Below are 18,837 nucleotides of genomic sequence, written 5' to 3'. Positions count from 1 at the left end.
AAGGGGCTGTCGTAATCGTCAGCCCCTTATTTATCGTTATTTATGGGGAATTATTTTTATACGGAAAAACAAGCAGAAAAAGCAATTCTTGTAGGTGTGGCCCTACAATCAGAAAATATCAACTACGACATCATGTGTGAATACTTAGACGAATTAGCCTTCCTGGCCGAAACGGCCGGAGCCGAAACCGTGAAAGTTTTCACACAAAATCTGGACAAACCGGTAACGGCAACCTTTATTGGTAAAGGGAAATTGGAAGAGATCAAAAATTACGTGGAAGAAAACGACATCGATTTGATTATCTTCGATGACGAATTGACCCCTACCCAACTTCGCAATATAGAACGGGAACTGAAAGGAAGAAAGGTACTCGATCGAACCAACCTGATCCTGGATATATTCGCCAAAAGAGCCCGGACCGCAGAGGCAAAAGCTCAGGTCGAACTGGCACAATACCAATACCTCCTACCTCGTTTAACGGGAATGTGGACCCACTTGGAGCGGCAAAAGGGAGGTATCGGTTTACGAGGTCCCGGAGAAACGGAAATCGAAACAGACCGAAGAATCATTCGGGATAAGATCTCCCGCCTAAAAGAGCAACTCGATAAAATAGATAAACAGATGATTACCCAACGTAAAAACAGGGGGAAATTGGTTCGGGTCGCCCTCGTCGGATATACCAATGTGGGTAAATCTACTTTGATGAATTTATTAAGTAAATCGGAAGTATTCGCGGAAAACAAACTATTCGCAACATTAGATACGACCGTACGAAAAATTGCCATTAAAAACGTACCGCTTCTATTAGCCGACACCGTCGGTTTTATCCGCAAACTGCCCCATCATCTGGTTGAGTCCTTCAAATCGACCTTAGACGAAGTCCGGGAAGCCGATGTGATCTTACATGTCGTAGATATCTCTCATCCTCAATTCGAAGATCAAGTCCGGGTTGTCAACGAAACATTAACAGAATTAATCGAAAATCCGAAACCGACCATTATGATTTTTAACAAAATCGATGCCTTCACGTTTGTCCCTAAAGAGGAAGATGACCTGACCCCTATCGAACGGGAAAATTACAACCTTGATGATCTCAAACAAATGTGGATGGCTAAACAAGGAGGAGAAACCGTATATATATCAGCTAAAAACAAAGAAAACATCGAAGAACTAAAAGAAAAATTATACGAAATCACAAAAGAGATTCATTCAGCACGTTTTCCGTTTAATGACTTTCTGTATCAAGACACTACAATTGATAATTGATAAATAATATATTATTAAGATATTATAAAACACGACAATCAAACAAATAGAGTTCGGAACAATTCCGAACTCTATTTGTTTGATACTTAAATACAATCAACCTTAAACTGAGTCCAATTTTATCATTTACTCTTGCTTTATAAATATTATATACATATATTCGTATTAATTTACTAATAACAAAGAACTATCTTATGAAAAAATTTTTAAAACATGCAATATCAGGGATATTCCTATGCATTCGTACATCTCTGTCAGCTGAAGCGACAGTAAGAATTACGACCCAAACCCCTGTTGTCATTCGTTATACTTTGTTATAGAAATAAAAATAAGCATGAGTTTCCCATCCTTCAGATCGATCGTCCATTACGAGATAAAAACACTAACCAGAGAATGGAGTTTTCGTTTTATCGTATTAATTGCCGTTATTTTTACGGCCGGACTACAACTTACCGCACAAAGTAATTTAAGTTCACCAAGCTGGTCCGTAATTTCTTTAATTTCCTCCTTTCCATTCGCCAATGCCTATATCGTAAACTATTTACAAGTTATCATTATTGTTTTGCTGAGTGGAGGATTTCTATACAGAGAACAGAAACTGGACACGTTATCCTCTATTCAGGTACATGATTTCAACAATATCAAATATTTATTGGGAAAAACATCAGGAACATTAATCGTGTTATTTTGCTTAGACTTCGTTCTGACAGGAATCGCGTTATTTATCCATTTATTCGCCAGCGATTCACCATTTGCGCTCTGGCCCTACATCTTTTATTTTAGTACCTTAACATTACCTACTTTGATTTTTATCACAGGATTAACTATTTTTCTTAAAAGTATTATCCATAACCAAGCGTTATCTTTTATTATTCTCCTCGCCTTTCTTTATATCGAGATCATGCACGGAAATCAATTTTTTCACGGAGCTTTTGATCTTTTTGCCTCCTCCCTCCCGAATGCCTTTTCAGAATGGACCGGCTTTTCAGGTCTAAATCTCTATCTTCTTCAAAGAATGACATTCTTACTCTGGGGATGCGGACTGTTTATTTTAGGAGCCGCATTTTTCCAGCGAATACCAAATATCCCACACCATCCGATCAAATATAAAAAAGCTGGAATTATACTATTACTTGTGGGGATACTTCCGGCAGGAAGTTTTCTTTACAGCATCCACCTGGAAATATCCAAACGGGCATTGTACCGGGAGATCTTCGCGAAATACGAGGAAACACCTAAGATTCAAATTAACAAACATCATATCACCTTTGAACAAAAAGAGAAAAGTTATATCGCCAAAAGTCAATTGACCATACTGAATCCCTCGGATAAACCATTAGATTCTTTCATACTTTACCTGAATCCAGGTTTGGAGATTATTTCCCTTACACATAACGGCCACTCCTTAACCTATCGGCGAGATCATCAAGTTATCAATATTTATTTACCGCTATCTCCCCAACAGGAACAAAACATACAAGTAGAATATAAAGGAAAAATAGTACCCGAAATTAGTTATCCCGAGATAAAAGATTTATCCTCGCAAGATATCACCCGAAGTCATTCTTTCTTCCGTTTCGGCAAAGAAACTCATTTTTTACAAAAAAAATTTACCTTATTAACCCCGGAAAACCTATGGTATCCGACAAGTCTGCCCCCGGTAAATGTTCTCTCGCCATTGACAACAACGGAAACATTTATCGATTTCAGTCTTGACGTCGTGGGAGAAAAAGAACGTTTACCCGTGTCTCAAGGAATAAGCAACACTTCGAACGACACGGTACATTTTACGAACAGGAAGAAACTTCCAAGCCTTTCCCTTTGTATCGGAAATTATTCCCGGAGATCAGTTCTTATCGATTCCTGCCTTTACGAGTTATATCTTTTTAAAGGACATGAATTTATGACCGACGGTTATGATTCTCCGCAAGATTTCATTGCGAATATGTACAAGCAAATCAGGGAATACAAGTTTGACAAATTAGCCATGGTAGAAACACCTGTACATTTTTGCGCCTACAGTCGGGAATGGAAAAAAGGAAGCGAATATGTACAACCGGAAATCATTTTTCGACCGGAAAGAGAAGCATTGCTCGCTCGTCCTATCCACATGAAACCCAAACAGGAAGAAGATGTTATTTATGTATCTCCTTACCAATCCGCATTCGGAACAACCCGTTTTATCCGTCCCGAAAATTTATTCATTAAAATCTCATCCCGTAAAAAACCATGGATACAACTTAAAAACGAATACGATCTCTCCTCCCTACAAAACTTCAATTTTCATATATCATCTATTGATTTTCAGGGAATTAATTTGATTTTTCAAACCTTTAGGCAACAACAAAACCCGGAAGACTTTGTTACAGAACCAACCACAAACCCGATTATCTTGGAATATTTAAAAAAACATAGCTTAGAAAAGGCATTACAAGACACAGCAATATCTCCTTTCCTCAACGATATATTGAAGGCAAAAGCCAATATATTGCTAAAACGCCTACTTTGTGATATTCCCTACGATAAATTTTACTCTTTTACGCGGGATTTCGTTCAACGCAATCTATTTAAAACTGTTTCGTTCGAGCAATACGGACAAGAATTTCAACAACAATTCGGGTTGGATTTGATTGCCTGTACCCGCAAATTATACAAGGAGAACAGGCTACCTGTTTTTCTTATTAAAAATATCCAGATTGAGAATGTCGAACAGGCTGGAAAAATCGGACATATCCGTTCCCTCAATGTATGGAATAAAGGAGAAGTTGACGGGGTAATCTCTATTTCCGGTTACTGCTATTCCAGGTACTATGCAGTACAGCCGGAATTATACGTTATACCTGCCGGTACAAGCAAAGAGATCAGGAGCTGGTTTCCGGGAGATTGTCCCAAAGACATTACAGTCCGGCTACACACGAATCTTTCTCAAAATATACCGGCAAATTATAACTTCTCCCGTATCCCTATCACCTCCTCCTCACATGTGATAACCGGCATCTTCGATACGAACACAATAACATTCTGTCCCAAGGCCAACGAGTTTATCGTGGATAATAACGATCCCGGTTTTCATTTGGTCGAACCCAATAATCTTTTACAAAAGCTAACAAAAAAGAAGCATGTGATTGCCATACAATCCCCCTATGAATTTCCGGTAAAGTGGACTCCTTATATACATGAGAATGCTTACGGTGATATTATCAGAAGCTATTATTGTAAGAAATCCGGGACAGGAGAGACTCGCGTAGAATGGGAAACTCAACTGCCGACAGAAGGTAAATACGAACTATTCGTCTACAATAATGAATTTGGCGGAGAATTGGGTATAAAACCCCATCGTATCGGAGACCCGGAAGAGGAAGAACAAGAAAAAAATCCCACGCAAACTTATATTTTCTCACACCGGGAGGGAGAAGAAAAAGTGATTTTGGAGATCAATAACGTGGGAAGCGGTTGGATATCTCTTGGCAAATATACATGCCCGGCAGGAAAAGCAAAAATAACGTTACTCGACACGGGAGCTTATCCCGACCAATTGATTTTTGCAGATGCAGTCAAATGGGTGAAATTACCATAATAAAAGCGACCTAAAAGGTCGCTTTTATTATTTATTTGACATTCAGCAAGAAATAATTCTTTTTCCCGCTTTGCAATAAAACAAACTTATCATCGATCAGGAAACCTGCATTCACGATCAGTTCCTGATCCGTTATCTTCTCTTTATTGATACTGATAGCATTTGACTTCAATGCACGCCGAGCTTCCCCCTTAGAAGACATAATTGATGTTTTCTCGGCCAACAAATCCACGATAGAGATCCCCGCTTCCAAATCTGAACGTAAGATATCATATTGAGGTACACCCTCGAAAACCGCTAACAAAGTATCTTCATCCAAACGCTTCAATGCATCCGAAGTTGCATTTCCAAATAAAATTTGAGAAGCTTCCACGGCGGCTTCGTAAGCCTCCGGACTATGAATCAGACAGGTTATTTCTTTCGCCAGAACCTTCTGTAATTTTCTCAGATGCGGAGCATCATGATGCTCGAGAATCAATGCATCGATTTCTGCCGGAGGAAGGATCGTAAAAATCTTAATGTATTTCTCCGCATCTTCATCCGTGGCATTCAGCCAGAATTGATAAAATTTATAAGGAGAAGTCCGTTGGGGGTCCAGCCAGATATTACCGGATTCCGTCTTTCCGAACTTTTTACCATCACTCTTCGTCATCAAGGGCCAAGTCAAACCATAAGCCTCCGCTCCGTCTTTCCGACGAATCAATTCTCCTCCCGTCGTAATATTTCCCCACTGATCCGACCCTCCCATCTGCAAAAGACAATTATAATGACGACGTAAATGCAAAAAATCATACCCTTGAACCAATTGATACGTGAACTCGGTAAAAGACAAGCCTTGTGTAGAATCGGCACTCAACCGCTTCTTCACCGAATCTTTGGCCATCATGTAATTTACGGTAATATGTTTTCCTACCTCCCGGATAAAATCAAGAAAGGTAAAATTCTTCATCCAATCATAATTATTTACCATGATCGCGGCATTCGGAGCATCGGAATTAAAATCAATAAACTTCGACAACTGCGCCCTGATTCCATCCATATTTTTCTGCACGGTCGTCTCGTCCAACAAATTCCTTTCCAGGGATTTACCACTCGGGTCCCCTATCATTCCGGTCGCCCCTCCTATTAAAAAAATAGGCTTATGACCTGCCATTTGAAGATGTTTCATCATCATAACCGACACCAAATGCCCCACGTGCAACGAATCTGCCGTGGGATCGATACCCACGTAAGCCGTTGTCTGCTCTTTCGTCAGTTGCTCCTCTGTTCCCGGCATGATATTATGAATCATACCCCGCCATTTTAATTCTTCAACAAAATTCATCGATTCTCAATTTATAGGATTTTGACAATTAATTTACAGCACTCTGATAGACTCCATTTGCAAAATTAACAAAAGGATAATACAACATGCTCTGATTCTTCGTTTTTGCAGGAATAAAATCATATTTAGAGTCCAATGCATTGATAACAAACAAAATGACACATACCACAATGGCAGCCTTCACCGTCCCTAACAGAATTCCGAATAACTTATTAAAAAGTCCCAAAGAAACCATATCGACTAATTTCGTCAACAACTTTCCCAACAAATGAATAACGATAACAACCAACAGAAAGGTTACCGCAAAAGCCACGTAATAAGAATAAGAAACAGGGATATCGATAAAATCTTTCAAAAACGCCTCCGTCACGCCTCCGTACTTTAAAGATATGAATACGCCTAAGATCAACGCGAACAGCGTCGACATCTCTACAATTAATCCGGAAGTAAAACCTTTATATGCTCCATATACCAAAGGAAGCAAAATAATCACATCAACATAATTCATCTCTACCTTTCAATCCATATAATAAAGTTTCAAAGATAAAAATTTGTTTATTCATATCCGAAAAAAATAACATACATAAATGGAGTATTTGGCATTTTAACAAAAGAATGAAACATAAGAAGCCCAAAAACAGGAAAAAGAGGATTCGTTCCATAGAAAATTTATCCGAAATAGAATGCTTGATTACAATCCATCGAAAAACCTCGAATACCTATTTTTAATCCGTTGACTTCATATACTGATTTTTTATGGGATTAGCGCCAGAAACTGATAAATTCTTATTATTTTCGCAAATTGTTAAATAGGCGAATTATATCCTATAACAAAAGTCATATAAAAACAAAAGAGGACTTAGGAGTAGCTCCGAATCCAAATATTTAATAGTAAAACTATGTATAGAACACATACTTGTGGACAATTACGGATAGAAAACGTAAATGAGAGCGTTTGTCTCAGTGGCTGGGTTCAAAAAGTAAGACGATTAGGTGCCATGTCATTCGTGGACTTGAGAGACCGTTATGGTATTACACAGTTAGTCGTGGAAGAATCTGCTCCGGACGAGATAAAAAAAATAACGGAAAAATTAGGACGGGAATATGTCATCCAAGTAAAAGGAACCGTGGTCGAAAGAGCCAGCAAAAACAATAAAATTCCTACCGGAGAAATCGAAATCTTAATCAAAGAGCTAAATATATTAAGTACTTCCGAGGTACCTCCGTTCACCATTGAAGATCAAACCGACGGAGGAGACGATATACGAATGAAGTATCGATATTTGGATTTACGGCGGGCAACTGTTAGAAAAAATCTTGAATTAAGACATCGAATGGCCCAGATTGTACGTAATTATCTGAGTAATCAGGAGTTTATAGAGATAGAAACCCCTGTTCTAATCAAAAGTACACCGGAAGGAGCCCGTGATTTTGTCGTTCCCTCGCGGATGAACCCGGGACAATTTTATGCCTTGCCCCAAAGCCCGCAAACATTTAAGCAATTACTTATGATCTCCGGATTCGACCGTTATTTCCAAATTGTAAAATGTTTCCGGGATGAAGATTTACGGGCCGATCGTCAACCCGAATTTACCCAGATTGACTGTGAAATGTCCTTTGTCGAACAGGAAGATGTATTAGAGGTGTTCGAAGGATTAATTCGTCACTTGTTTAAAGAGATTCGAAACGTTGATATTCCGGCTCTTCCCCGCATGACATGGGCTGATGCTATGGAATATTACGGATGTGACAAACCGGATATCCGTTTTGATATGAAATTTGTCGACCTGACAGCCATTGCCAAAGGAAAAGGCTTTATCGTCTTTGATGATGCAGAATACATCGGAGCCATATGTGCCTCTCGATGCGCCCATTATACCCGCAAACAACTGGATGAACTGACGGAATTTGTAAAACGTTCTCAAATCGGGGCTAAAGGATTGGTTTACGTGAAATATAACGAGGACGGAACCCTCAAATCTTCCGTGGATAAATTTTACGATGAAACCGATTTGAAACAGTGGGCAGAAGCTTGTAAAGCTCAGCCGGGAGACTTGCTTCTCATTTTAGTAGGTCCTAAAATGAAAACCTTACCCCAATTGAGCGAATTGCGCTTGGAAATGGGAAATCGTTTGGGATTACGGGATAAAAATGTATTCAAGCCTTTATGGGTTGTAGATTTCCCTCTATTGGAATGGGATGAAGAGACGCAACGCTTCTACGCTATGCATCATCCTTTTACTTCTCCCAAACCGGAAGATATTTCTCTGATGGACACCGATCCGGGAAAAGTTCGGGCAAATGCTTACGATATGGTGATCAACGGGGTGGAAGTAGGAGGAGGTTCTATTCGTATCCACGACTCCAACTTACAATCCAAAATGTTTGATTGCCTTGGGTTTACTCATGAAGCGGCACAAGCTCAATTCGGTTTCCTGATAGGAGCCTTCAAATACGGAGCACCTCCCCACGGCGGAATCGCTTTCGGTTTTGATCGCCTGGCCTCCATGTTTGCCGGGCTGGATTCTATCCGGGATGTCATAGCTTTTCCGAAAAATAATTCAGGAAGAGACGTCATGATCGACTCTCCTTCTGAAATCTCGGAAGAACAATTAAAAGAACTGAATATCCATTTAACCGGCAATTGCAAATAACGGATTACTAAAGACCATACCGTTATTTCAATCGTCAACCTAAAATTTGATCTGTGTTTTTTAAAGAAGTCATAGGCCATGAAGAGATAAAACAGCGACTACTCGCCTCTTTGCAATCGGGAAGAGTAAGTCATGCGCAGTTATTTACCGGAGAAACAGGCTCCGGTAGTCTGGCTCTGGCCTTGGCTTTTGCACAATATCTTTTTTGCACGGGCGACAAACACGAGGAAGCTTGTGGGGTCTGCCCGGCTTGCAGAAAGATGCAAAAATTAATTCATCCGGACCTGCACTTCGTCTTTCCCGTGGTAAAATCCACCAGAATCAAACTTCCCATTAGTGACGAATACCTCAACGAATGGCGAAATTTACTATTAAGTAATCCCTATACGGACTTGGAAAACTGGCTGTCTGCCATGGGAGCCGACGAGAATGCACAAGCCATGATCTACACGGAAGAAAGTGGAAACATCCTGAGAAAACTGGCACTAAAACCTTTTGAATCGGATTATAAAGTAATGATCATATGGCTACCGGAAAAAATGAAACCGGAGTGCTCGAATAAATTACTCAAAATTTTGGAAGAGCCCTATCCGAAAACCCTCTTTCTGTTGATCTCTGAACATCCGGAAGAGATTATTAATACCATTTTATCCAGAACGCAACGTATTCATATCCCCCCTCTCGGACAAGAAGAAATTGCAGAACAATTGATCCGTACCCAAAAACTATCTCCGGATTCCGCCAGAGAAGTCGCTCACGTGGCCTCCGGAAGTTGGTTAAAGGCTCTTAAAATTCTTGATGAAACGGAAGAGTCCGTTTATAATCAGGAAAAATTCATTCAGATGATGCGCTTGTGTTGGGAGAGAAAGATGCTAACGGTCAATGAATTCGTCAATGAACTTGCCGTTTTGGGAAGAGAACGACAAAAAAGTTTTCTGGCTCATTGTATTCGAATGATACGAGAAAATTTTGTCAGAAACTTTGATCTCGAAAATATAGTATACATGACCAAACGGGAGAAAGATTTTTCCGTAAAATTTTCTCCTTATGTACATGAAGGTAACGTCATCCCGCTTTACGAGGAGTTTGAAAGAGCTTATAGCGATATCATACGCAACGGAAACGGGAAAATCATATTCACGGATCTTTGCATTAAAGTAATGCAAAATATTCGTCCATAGTCAGCAATAAGTTGTGTTGACCATAAAAGTGAAAACAGAAAACAACCTAATTTTCAGTCGTAACTTTTAGCTTTTAATTTTTAACTTTTAGTCATAACGTATGAGTGAAGAAATAAATGAAGAAATCCGGGAAAATCCCGAAAGCCAAAATAAACAACCCTATCCGATTGTTCCGGTGATAGACCATCGTTTACTCGCCGGTAAATTGACGGAATACAATTGGATGCAAGATATTCCGGAAGGTTGTAGTACTTCCGAAATTGTCGAGGTTCGTTTTAAAAATACAAGGAAAGGCTTCTACCTGAACAATAGCAATCTGAATCTTAATATCGGAGATATTGTTGCCGTAGAAGCAGCTTTAGGACATGATATCGGTATCGTTTCCCTGACAGGAGAATTAGTCCGGGAACAGATGCGATTGAAACGGGTAGATCTGGAACGGAATCCGCTGAAAAAAGTATATCGAAAAGCAAAACCGCATGATATCGAAAAATGGCAACAAGCCATTGCTCTCGAGTACGATACCATGATTAAGTCCCGTAAGATTGCTGCCGACCTGAATTTGGACATGAAAATTGGAGATGTCGAATACCAGGGAGATAAAACAAAAGCTATTTTCTATTATATTGCCGGAGATCGGGTGGATTTTCGGAAATTAATTAAAGTACTGGCCGAGACCTTTCACATCCGAATCGAGATGAAACAAATCGGGGCCCGGCAGGAAGCAGGACGCATAGGCGGTATCGGCTCATGCGGACGAAAACTATGTTGCTCGACCTTTATCACCAACTTTATATCGGTATCGACCTCTGCGGCGCGTTATCAGGATATCTCCCTGAATCCTCAAAAACTGGCCGGCCAATGCGGCAAGCTAAAGTGTTGTCTCAACTATGAAGTGGATGCTTATATTGACGAACAAAAAGATTTCCCTTCTTCCAATATCTGGCTAAACACCGGCGAAGGCATGCTTTATCACCAAAAGACCGATATATTCGGACGTTCCATGTCTTACACCTATGATAAAGAGGGGAAGGGAGCTCTAATTAAACTTCCCGTAGAGCGGGTGAAAGAGATCATCGCCATGAACAAAAGAGGATATATTCCACCTAAAGCTCTGGACACAAACGAGAAACGACCGGAGGATATCAAATACACGGATGGAGTAGGAGAGGAAAGTTTAAATCGTTTCGACGAAAAGAAACAGCCCAGAAAGAATTATTCCAAAAACAGAAATAACCGGAAAAACGTACAAAAAAACAACAACCGAACGGAAGCGAATAATTCCAATGGAAACAAACCGGTGAACAAAGTGGAAAACAGACAGCATAAACCGGTAAACAAACAAAACACAAAACCGAACAAAAATGAGTAATTATCGTCCGCTTTCAAATATTACCCCAGCGGTAAAAGTGATCATCATCATCAACGTGATCATTTTTCTGCTGATAAACATCGTGGGAAAAAGATCCGGTATCGATTTGGTCAATATCCTGGGATTACATCTTCCGGAATCCAAACACTTTGCTTTTTATCAATACATTACTCATATGTTTACCCAAGAAGGGTTAACACATATGTTCTTCAATATGTTCGCCGTATTTATGTTCGGCCGTATTCTTGAATCGGTTTGGGGAAGCAAACGTTTTGTCATATACTACATGGTTACGGGAATAGGAGCGGCACTACTCTATTCGTTGGTCAGCTGGTACGGTTACCATAACATGCAAGAGGAATTCTATGCCTTTCAAAACACACCGGACCCCGGTCTATTAGCAGAATTTTTACGAGCTCGTTTAGGAGGGATTCCGAATGACTTAGTCTCATTTATTGACGGTTGGACCAACCAACCGAATTCCCAAGAATACATCAAAACAGCAGAGGCTATTTATCAAAACGTCATACAGGGATACGTTAATGTCCCGATGATCGGAGCTTCCGGAGCTGTTTTCGGTATTTTACTGGCATTCGGTATGTTGTTTCCCAACACGGAACTATTTCTTATGTTCATTCCGATACCGATCAAGGCTAAATATTTCGTTCTTTTCTATGGAGCCGCAGAGTTATATTTAGGTATTCAAAATCAAGTGGGAGATAACGTGGCCCATTTTGCTCACTTGGGAGGAATGCTGTTCGGTTTCTTTATGATACGTTATTGGAGTAAACACAGTAAACGTTTTTATTAATAGATCATGTCTGCATATTATAACTCATATGGCAATAACTCTTTTTCCGAAGGAATTTGGAGCGGAATAAAACGCTCTTTCAAGCAAGGATCGGCCCTTAGCCGGCTAATTTACATTAACATTGCAGCTTTCATTATCATCAAGTTAGTATCTGTATTTTTTTTATTAGCCGGCTATCGGGAAATGGACAACTTCTTATTGCCATACCTGGGTGTCCCCGCTTATCCTTACAATCTTCTGCGCACACCCTGGACCATCGTTACATACATGTTCACACAGTTCGGGTTTTTCCACCTGCTGTTTAATATGCTATGGCTATACTGGTTCGGAAGCATTTTCTTAAACTATTTCTCGGAACGAAAACTGACGGGAATATATATTCTCGGCGGAGTGTCGGGAGCCATCGTTTACATGGCTGCCTATGCCATCTTTCCGGCTTTTGCCACGGAACGCTATTTTTCATGGGCCGTGGGAGCTTCGGCTTCCATCATGGCCATTGTATTTGCTGTTTGTACTTATTTGCCGAACCACCGGATCTATATTTTCCTGATCGGCCCGGTAAAACTGATTCACCTGGCCCTTTTTACGGCAGCAATCGATATCATCAGTATCCCTTCGGGGAATGCCGGAGGACATATAGCCCACTTGGGCGGAGCCCTTTTCGGCTATCTTTTTACGTTGGGTATTCGAAAAAACCGGGATATTGCAAGCGGTATTATCAACCTCTTTGAAAAGATCGGAAAGCTATTTGTTCCCCGGAAAAACATGCGGGGAAAATACAAAAAGAAGGTATCGGATATGAACGATAGAGAATACAACGAGTACAAAAAGCAAAAAGACGACCGGATCAACGATATTCTGGATAAGATCTCTAAATCGGGATACGAGAGTTTAACAAAAGAAGAGAAGGAAATTTTGTTCAAATCGGGAAGAAAAAATTAATTCCGGACGAAATCGACAAAATCCATAAAAAGAATCAGGTTGAAACGAATCATAGACATCCTTATCAGAATCATTACCTGGACGGCTATTCTGGGTCTATTGGGGAGTTATACCTCTCCCTATGTCAACCCGAATACTTGTTATATTTCCTCTCTCTTGGGGTTAGCTTATCACTATCTCTTGATCGTCAATCTAATCCTACTCCTTTATTGGATTGCATGTTGGAAAAAAATGGCCTGGCTCATTCTACTCGTATTAGCCGCGGGATATCCTTTTATGAGAACCTATTACGGCATGAACGGCCCGGCATCCGGAAATACACCATACGACATCTCCCTCCTCTCCTACAACGTCCGACAAATGGATATATACGGTTGGTCTAAACAAAAAGAGACTCCTCGACAATTAGAAGAATACATCAATCGATTCCCGGGAGACCTCGTCTGTCTTCAGGAGGTTCCCCAACAAACCGGAATTTTTGAAAAATTCTCAACCTATCCTTACCATTACAATCGAAAAGATATTGCTATCTTATCTCGCACTCCCCTGTTACACACAGGTTTCATCGATTTCGACAAAAAATATACGGCCGCCTGCATTTACGCGGATGTCGTCATCTCAAACGACACCATACGAGTATATTGCGTCCATTTAGAATCCTACCGGTTAGGAGACAAAGACCGGAAGCTCCTTCAAAAACTATCGGAAGGAAAAGGACAGGCCGTATCTGAAGAAGTCCACTCTATCGTATCCCTGTTGATTGCCGCCAACAAAAACAGAGCCCGACAAGCCGAAATCATCAAAAAACACATGAACCAATCCCCCTATCCCGTTATCCTGTGCGGAGACTTCAACGATACACCCCTCTCCTACACTTATAGCACACTGGACGACAACATGAAAGACAGTTTTGTCGAAAAAGGACGAGGACTGGGCAACACCTATATCGGAGAATTTCCCTCCTTCCGTATCGACCACATCCTTCACTCCTTTTCGTTCGAAACCGTCTCCTACCTCCGGGACACCGTTAAATTTTCAGACCACTACCCCATCCAGAGTAAACTCAAAAAATAACAGAGCATAAACCGTGAACGGCGAAAATCGTGTTTAATCTTCGAAGTAGCCGTTTGACGAGCTATCAGAGCAAAGCAAGTTACGGAAGATCGTGAATAAAAAACATGACCGACAAAAACATCCAAGCCCCGTAAGAGTTATTCCAGATATGATAGACAATCGACCGTTGTAAATTAAAACGGCATGGAACTATTCGTCCCAAATAAGAAATTCTTCTCTCCCGAATTTCTTATTTTCGGATTTTTATCTATATTTGCACCGCAAATGGGGAATTAGCTCAGTTGGCTAGAGCGTTTGACTGGCAGTCAAAAGGTCGACGGTTCGATTCCGTTATTCTCCACAATTCATTGATAACAGTCTAAAAATAGGCTGTTATTTCTTTTTTATAGCATTTAGGGACGGGGCAAAAGTGCTATTTTATAAACGCCGAATAATATTAAAACCAATCCCCGTAATTCGGGCAAGCTGACGATTCCTGACACCAGGATTTTGTTTCATTTCCCTTAAAATCTGTTTTTGTTCTCCTACAGAAAATTCCGTTAACCTTTTACCATTTAGTTTTTCTTCCAATAATCCTTGTACCTCACCATCGTTCAATTGATAATTCTGATCAATATCCATACACTCTTCTTGCCCCTCTTCTCGCAAATAAGCCCGTAAATCCTCTTCTCTATCAAAAAAAAGATTTAGAAAATCAGTTACAACAAAAGAATTGCTTTTGTTAAAGCACGCATGGTAACTACTCCATTTATAATCAGCAACATTACGACTCATTCCTGCTTTTACCGGATTATTCAAAATATACCTGAAACACCGCAATAAATATCCTTCCTCTTCTATTACTTCACTTTTAAAACGATCTTGGAAAAGATAGCCTCGACGTCCATATTTCTGATTAAACCACATAGCATAGACCGAAGCAATACGATGAACATGAAAACTAAGATTATTACTTTCTGCAATGAAATGTATATGGTTATCCATCAAACAATAGCAATATATCTTAAAAAATTCACCAGCCTCTATACTTAAAAGGTTTAAAAACATCTGACGGTCATCATCGTTACGAAAAATCATCATTTGGTCGATACCACGTTGAATAACATGGTAAATACCTGTAACCGAACGTTGACGAGCTTGCCTGGACATGATCAAAGAAATTTAGCTGTATGTCAAATTTAAGAAAAAATACGAAATTTTCCAAATAGCACTTTTGCCCCGTCCCTAAGTGCTATTAAAAAACTTAGAATCTTGCGGGGAAATATAAAAATATAATAGGGCGTTGGACTTTTTTTAGTAATTTAGCCTCGACAAAACGTTGATTATGGCAAAAGAAAATCCGGAAGGGAATAAACAGTTAACGAAAAAAATAAGCCCATACAAAATCATATATCCAATCATCATCGGGTTGGCTGTTGTCTCTTATATGTTATACAAGGAATTTGACCCGAAAGCTTTCGACGTGATCACTTTCACCTGGAGTACGATTTTTTGGCTTTTCGTGGCTCTTTTGTGTATGTTTATACGAGATTTGGGATACGTAATTCGGATTCGCATTCTTTCAGGCAACCGGTTAAAATGGATTCAGGCCATACGAATTATCTTTTTATGGGAATTTACTTCGGCAGTTACTCCTTCGGCCATCGGGGGAACAAGTCTGGCCATCCTATTCGTGCATAAAGAGGGCATAGGCGTGGGAAAGAGTTCGGCCATGGTCATGGCAACCTCTTTTTTGGATGAATTGTATTTTATCATTATGTTTCCGTTGATTTTGCTGTTTGTCAACCACCAGGCCCTATGGTACATGCCAGATACCACCAAGGCTATCGCAGATAGTTTAATTCTTTTTGCCGTTATCGGTTATTGTATCAAACTAGCTTATCTGATCGTTTTAAGCTACGGGCTATTTAGAAACCCGAGGGGGCTGAAGTTTTTAATCATGAAGTTTTTCAAATGGAGAATATTACGAAAATGGAGGCACGATGCCAACGAAGCGGGAAGCGATATCATCCGTAATTCCATTGAATTGAGAAAAAAACCTTTCAGTTTCTGGCTGAAAACGTTCGGAGCTACTTTCTGCTCGTGGACAGCCCGGTATTGGGTGGTAAACGCTATTTTAGTCGCCTTCTGGTTCGGGCGTTATGATTGGGCCCAACATTTTCTTATCTTTGCAAGACAACTCGTGATGTGGATCATGATGTTGGTAAGTCCCACTCCCGGGGGAAGCGGTTTTGCCGAATTTGTCTTTTCAAAGTATCTCGGGGAATTTCTTCCGAATGCGGGAGTCGCTATTGCAATGGCGATTTTATGGCGCCTAATCAGCTATTATCCTTATCTGTTTATCGGCGTTTTCATTGTTCCCCGTTGGATAGCAAAAAATTTTGGTAAGTCATCGAAAAAAGAAACCGTAAATTGAATGAATTATGGGATTTTTTAATCAACCGAAACCCAAACGTTTCGAACTAAAACCCCGCTATTGGGATCCGGAAGCGGAGGCAAGAAAAGAGCGAGAGAAAAGAATGAGAGCCGAACTCGGCTTAAAAGAGGACGGTGAAGAGTACATCCCTGACGTAAGAGCCGGTTTTCAACGAGAGTATGCCCGTAGAAAAGCCAGCAGACCTGCCAGGTCTATGAGCTATTCCTTACGCCTATTTCTAATCCTGATTGTTATCTTACTGGTCATATTCTATTTGGCCACGTACAAACTCGACCTGATTCTCAAATTATTTTAAATTTAAAACAAGCGAAATTTATGTCCGATATTATTCAACTCTTACCTGATTCCGTAGCCAATCAAATTGCAGCCGGAGAGGTTGTACAACGCCCGGCTTCCGTGGTCAAAGAATTAATGGAAAACGCCATTGATGCCGGAGCCACACAAATTCAGGTCATTTTGAAAAATGTAGGAAAAGCGCTTATTCAAGTCATTGACGACGGTAGCGGCATGTCACCGAGAGATGCCCGCATGGCATTCGAACGTCATGCCACCTCTAAAATCAAAGCAGCGACGGATCTGTTCAATATCCGAACCATGGGATTCCGGGGAGAAGCCTTAGCTTCCATTGCCTCTGTTGCCGAAGTGGAATTAAGGACTAAAAAAGAAGAAGAGGAATTGGGTACTTATCTTTTTATTGCCGATTCCGAGCTAAAGAATCAGGAGAGTGTCAATTGCAACAGGGGAACAAATCTTTCCGTGAAAAACCTATTTTACAACATCCCTGCCCGGCGCAAATTTTTAAAATCAGACACCACGGAATTACGAAATATTACAACCGAATTTTTACGGGTAGCCCTTACCGCTCCGCATATCGCATTCTCTTTGGTCAATAACGGAAATGAAATTTACAACTTCCCTGTCTCCGGGCTACGACAACGCTTGGTCAATGCTTTCGGTAAAACCATAAATCCCAAGTTAATCACGGTGAGTTGCGAAACCGGTTTTATCACGATCAACGGCTTCGTGTGTGCTCCCCAGCACTCCAGAAAGAGCTACGGGGAACAATATTTTTTCGTGAATAACCGTTTTATGAAACACAACTATTTTCACAAAGCGGTATTGGAAGCCTACTCGGGTCTGATCAGTCCGGACATGATTCCTTCTTATTTTCTCTATTTCACGATAGATCCCTCCATGATTGATGTCAACATCCATCCGACAAAAACAGAAATAAAATTCCAGGATGAAAATGCCATTTTTCAAATCATCTTAGCCTGTATAAAAGAGGCTTTGGGAAAATTTAATATTACACCCACGATAGATTTCGACACGGAGGGGAAGGTCGATTTTTCACCGGAAACGCCACCCATTATTCCCAAGATTCCGAAAGTAAGCTATAATCCGCATTACAATCCGTTCAATTACGCGACCTCCATCTCAAAAGAGGATTCCGATTTCGAACGTTCGCCCTCCTCTCCCCGGGAACATATACATGAGCAGGTTAAAAAAGAACGGGTACCGGCTAATTGGGATGCTCTTTTTCAGGGATTAGAGGAAAAAGAGGAAGTAATACAGACCGAAATTCCGGAAATGGCCATTAAACAAGAAGACCACGAGGGAGTGATCTCCTTTATCCAAATGAAAGGTCGCTATATCGTTACCCCGGTTCATTCGGGATTAATGTTTATAGATCAGAAAAGAGCCCATGAACGGGTACTTTTTGAACGTTATCGTGAATCATTAGTACAACAGAAAGTTTGCGGACAGAAGAGCCTCTTCCCCGAAACATTGGAGTTATCAGCAGATGACTTTCTGCTGGTAAAAGAGATACTCAACGACTTAAATGTATTAGGCTTCGAATTAGGTGAATTCGGTAAAAATTGCTATGCTATTTATACGACACCTCCCGATCTCTCACACGCTCGAGGCAAAGAGGTGCTGATCAGTCTGCTCGAACACTACAAGAATACGGAAGGTTCCATCCGGGAAAAAATGCAGGACCGGATCGCACTTTCATTGGCACAAGCCGCCGCTTTAAGTTATGATACCGTATTGAACAAACAAGAGATGAACGATCTTTTCGACAGCCTTTTTGCCTGCAAACATCCGAATTACACGGCCGACGGAAAACCCATCATTCACATCTTGAAAAACGACGAGGTCACGCCTTGGTTCAGTAAATCATAGGGATTGACGATT

Annotated in this window: 14 protein-coding genes and 1 tRNA gene; 12 read left to right on the top strand and 3 right to left on the bottom strand. The window is 40.5% G+C overall.

Annotation, left to right across the window (positions count from 1 at the left end; translation table 11 throughout):
* The first annotated feature begins 42 nt into the window (after positions 1-42).
* Both hflX and QZR76_RS03440 read left to right on the top strand, forming a co-directional pair.
* Positions 43-1,266: a GTPase HflX gene (gene hflX, locus QZR76_RS03445; RefSeq protein WP_294140413.1), complete on the top strand. Its 1,224-nt coding sequence runs from the start codon at positions 43-45 to the stop codon at positions 1,264-1,266.
* A 334-nt stretch (positions 1,267-1,600) separates the two neighbouring features.
* Positions 1,601-4,843 (top strand): hypothetical protein, encoded by a 3,243-nt coding sequence (locus tag QZR76_RS03440; protein ID WP_294140412.1) that lies wholly within the window; start codon positions 1,601-1,603, stop codon positions 4,841-4,843.
* A 31-nt stretch (positions 4,844-4,874) separates the two neighbouring features.
* Here the strand turns inward: QZR76_RS03440 and tyrS are convergent, their stop codons facing one another.
* Together tyrS and QZR76_RS03430 are read right to left on the bottom strand one after the other, a co-directional pair.
* On the bottom strand, positions 4,875-6,167 hold the full coding sequence (gene tyrS, locus QZR76_RS03435; protein WP_294140411.1) for a tyrosine--tRNA ligase: 1,293 nt from the start codon (positions 6,165-6,167) through the stop codon (positions 4,875-4,877).
* Positions 6,168-6,195: 28 nt separating this feature from the next.
* Positions 6,196-6,675, bottom strand: coding sequence for a CvpA family protein (locus QZR76_RS03430; protein ID WP_294140410.1), 480 nt, complete (start codon positions 6,673-6,675; stop codon positions 6,196-6,198).
* A 391-nt stretch (positions 6,676-7,066) separates the two neighbouring features.
* On the opposite strand from QZR76_RS03430, the gene aspS reads away from it, so the two are divergent.
* From aspS to QZR76_RS03395, 7 genes are all read left to right on the top strand, one after another.
* On the top strand, positions 7,067-8,821 hold the full coding sequence (gene aspS / locus QZR76_RS03425) for an aspartate--tRNA ligase (protein WP_294140408.1): 1,755 nt from the start codon (positions 7,067-7,069) through the stop codon (positions 8,819-8,821).
* A 53-nt stretch (positions 8,822-8,874) separates the two neighbouring features.
* Positions 8,875-10,002, top strand: coding sequence for a DNA polymerase III subunit (locus QZR76_RS03420; protein ID WP_294140406.1), 1,128 nt, complete (start codon positions 8,875-8,877; stop codon positions 10,000-10,002).
* Between the two features lie 100 nt (positions 10,003-10,102).
* Positions 10,103-11,374, top strand: a complete 1,272-nt coding sequence (gene ricT, locus QZR76_RS03415; protein ID WP_294140404.1) for a regulatory iron-sulfur-containing complex subunit RicT — start codon at positions 10,103-10,105, stop codon at positions 11,372-11,374.
* Positions 11,367-12,185: a rhomboid family intramembrane serine protease gene (locus tag QZR76_RS03410; protein WP_294140402.1), complete on the top strand. Its 819-nt coding sequence runs from the start codon at positions 11,367-11,369 to the stop codon at positions 12,183-12,185. Before ricT ends, QZR76_RS03410 begins: the two co-directional genes overlap by 8 nt.
* A gap of 6 nt (positions 12,186-12,191) precedes the next feature.
* Complete coding sequence (locus QZR76_RS03405) at positions 12,192-13,127, top strand: rhomboid family intramembrane serine protease (protein WP_294140400.1); 936 nt, start codon at positions 12,192-12,194, stop codon at positions 13,125-13,127.
* A gap of 39 nt (positions 13,128-13,166) precedes the next feature.
* Positions 13,167-14,201, top strand: a complete 1,035-nt coding sequence (locus QZR76_RS03400) for an endonuclease/exonuclease/phosphatase family protein (protein WP_294140398.1) — start codon at positions 13,167-13,169, stop codon at positions 14,199-14,201.
* 266 nt (positions 14,202-14,467) lie between these two features.
* Positions 14,468-14,541, top strand: a tRNA-Ala gene (locus tag QZR76_RS03395).
* A gap of 77 nt (positions 14,542-14,618) precedes the next feature.
* Here QZR76_RS03395 and QZR76_RS03390 read toward each other — a convergent pair.
* Positions 14,619-15,350: a transposase gene (locus QZR76_RS03390; RefSeq protein WP_294140396.1), complete on the bottom strand. Its 732-nt coding sequence runs from the start codon at positions 15,348-15,350 to the stop codon at positions 14,619-14,621.
* Between the two features lie 175 nt (positions 15,351-15,525).
* On the opposite strand from QZR76_RS03390, the gene QZR76_RS03385 reads away from it, so the two are divergent.
* From QZR76_RS03385 to mutL, 3 genes are read left to right on the top strand one after another with little or no spacing between them, the layout of a single operon-like run.
* Entirely contained in the window at positions 15,526-16,617 is a 1,092-nt protein-coding gene (locus QZR76_RS03385; protein WP_294140395.1) for a lysylphosphatidylglycerol synthase transmembrane domain-containing protein, read from the top strand.
* A 7-nt stretch (positions 16,618-16,624) separates the two neighbouring features.
* Complete coding sequence (locus tag QZR76_RS03380) at positions 16,625-16,933, top strand: hypothetical protein (protein WP_294140393.1); 309 nt, start codon at positions 16,625-16,627, stop codon at positions 16,931-16,933.
* Positions 16,934-16,953: 20 nt separating this feature from the next.
* Entirely contained in the window at positions 16,954-18,825 is a 1,872-nt protein-coding gene (mutL, locus tag QZR76_RS03375) for a DNA mismatch repair endonuclease MutL (protein ID WP_294140392.1), read from the top strand.
* The last annotated feature ends 12 nt before the right edge of the window (positions 18,826-18,837 follow it).

It is taken from the genome of uncultured Sanguibacteroides sp. (assembly GCF_900543425.1).
GTDB lineage: Bacteria > Bacteroidota > Bacteroidia > Bacteroidales > Marinifilaceae > Gabonibacter.
This window is presented reverse-complemented; position numbering and strand designations above follow the sequence as displayed.

Bases quoted from the DNA above. Each gene is read 5' to 3' on its own strand.
- hflX (WP_294140413.1), top strand. From the start codon at position 43: ATGGGGAATTATTTTTATACGGAAAAACAAGCAGAAAAAGCAATTCTT.
- QZR76_RS03440 (WP_294140412.1), top strand. From the start codon at position 1,601: ATGAGTTTCCCATCCTTCAGATCGATCGTCCATTACGAGATAAAAACA.
- tyrS (WP_294140411.1), bottom strand. From the start codon at position 6,167: ATGAATTTTGTTGAAGAATTAAAATGGCGGGGTATGATTCATAATATC.
- QZR76_RS03430 (WP_294140410.1), bottom strand. From the start codon at position 6,675: ATGAATTATGTTGATGTGATTATTTTGCTTCCTTTGGTATATGGAGCA.
- aspS (WP_294140408.1), top strand. From the start codon at position 7,067: ATGTATAGAACACATACTTGTGGACAATTACGGATAGAAAACGTAAAT.
- ricT (WP_294140404.1), top strand. From the start codon at position 10,103: ATGAGTGAAGAAATAAATGAAGAAATCCGGGAAAATCCCGAAAGCCAA.
- QZR76_RS03410 (WP_294140402.1), top strand. From the start codon at position 11,367: ATGAGTAATTATCGTCCGCTTTCAAATATTACCCCAGCGGTAAAAGTG.
- QZR76_RS03405 (WP_294140400.1), top strand. From the start codon at position 12,192: ATGTCTGCATATTATAACTCATATGGCAATAACTCTTTTTCCGAAGGA.
- QZR76_RS03390 (WP_294140396.1), bottom strand. From the start codon at position 15,350: ATGTCCAGGCAAGCTCGTCAACGTTCGGTTACAGGTATTTACCATGTT.
- QZR76_RS03385 (WP_294140395.1), top strand. From the start codon at position 15,526: ATGGCAAAAGAAAATCCGGAAGGGAATAAACAGTTAACGAAAAAAATA.
- QZR76_RS03380 (WP_294140393.1), top strand. From the start codon at position 16,625: ATGGGATTTTTTAATCAACCGAAACCCAAACGTTTCGAACTAAAACCC.
- mutL (WP_294140392.1), top strand. From the start codon at position 16,954: ATGTCCGATATTATTCAACTCTTACCTGATTCCGTAGCCAATCAAATT.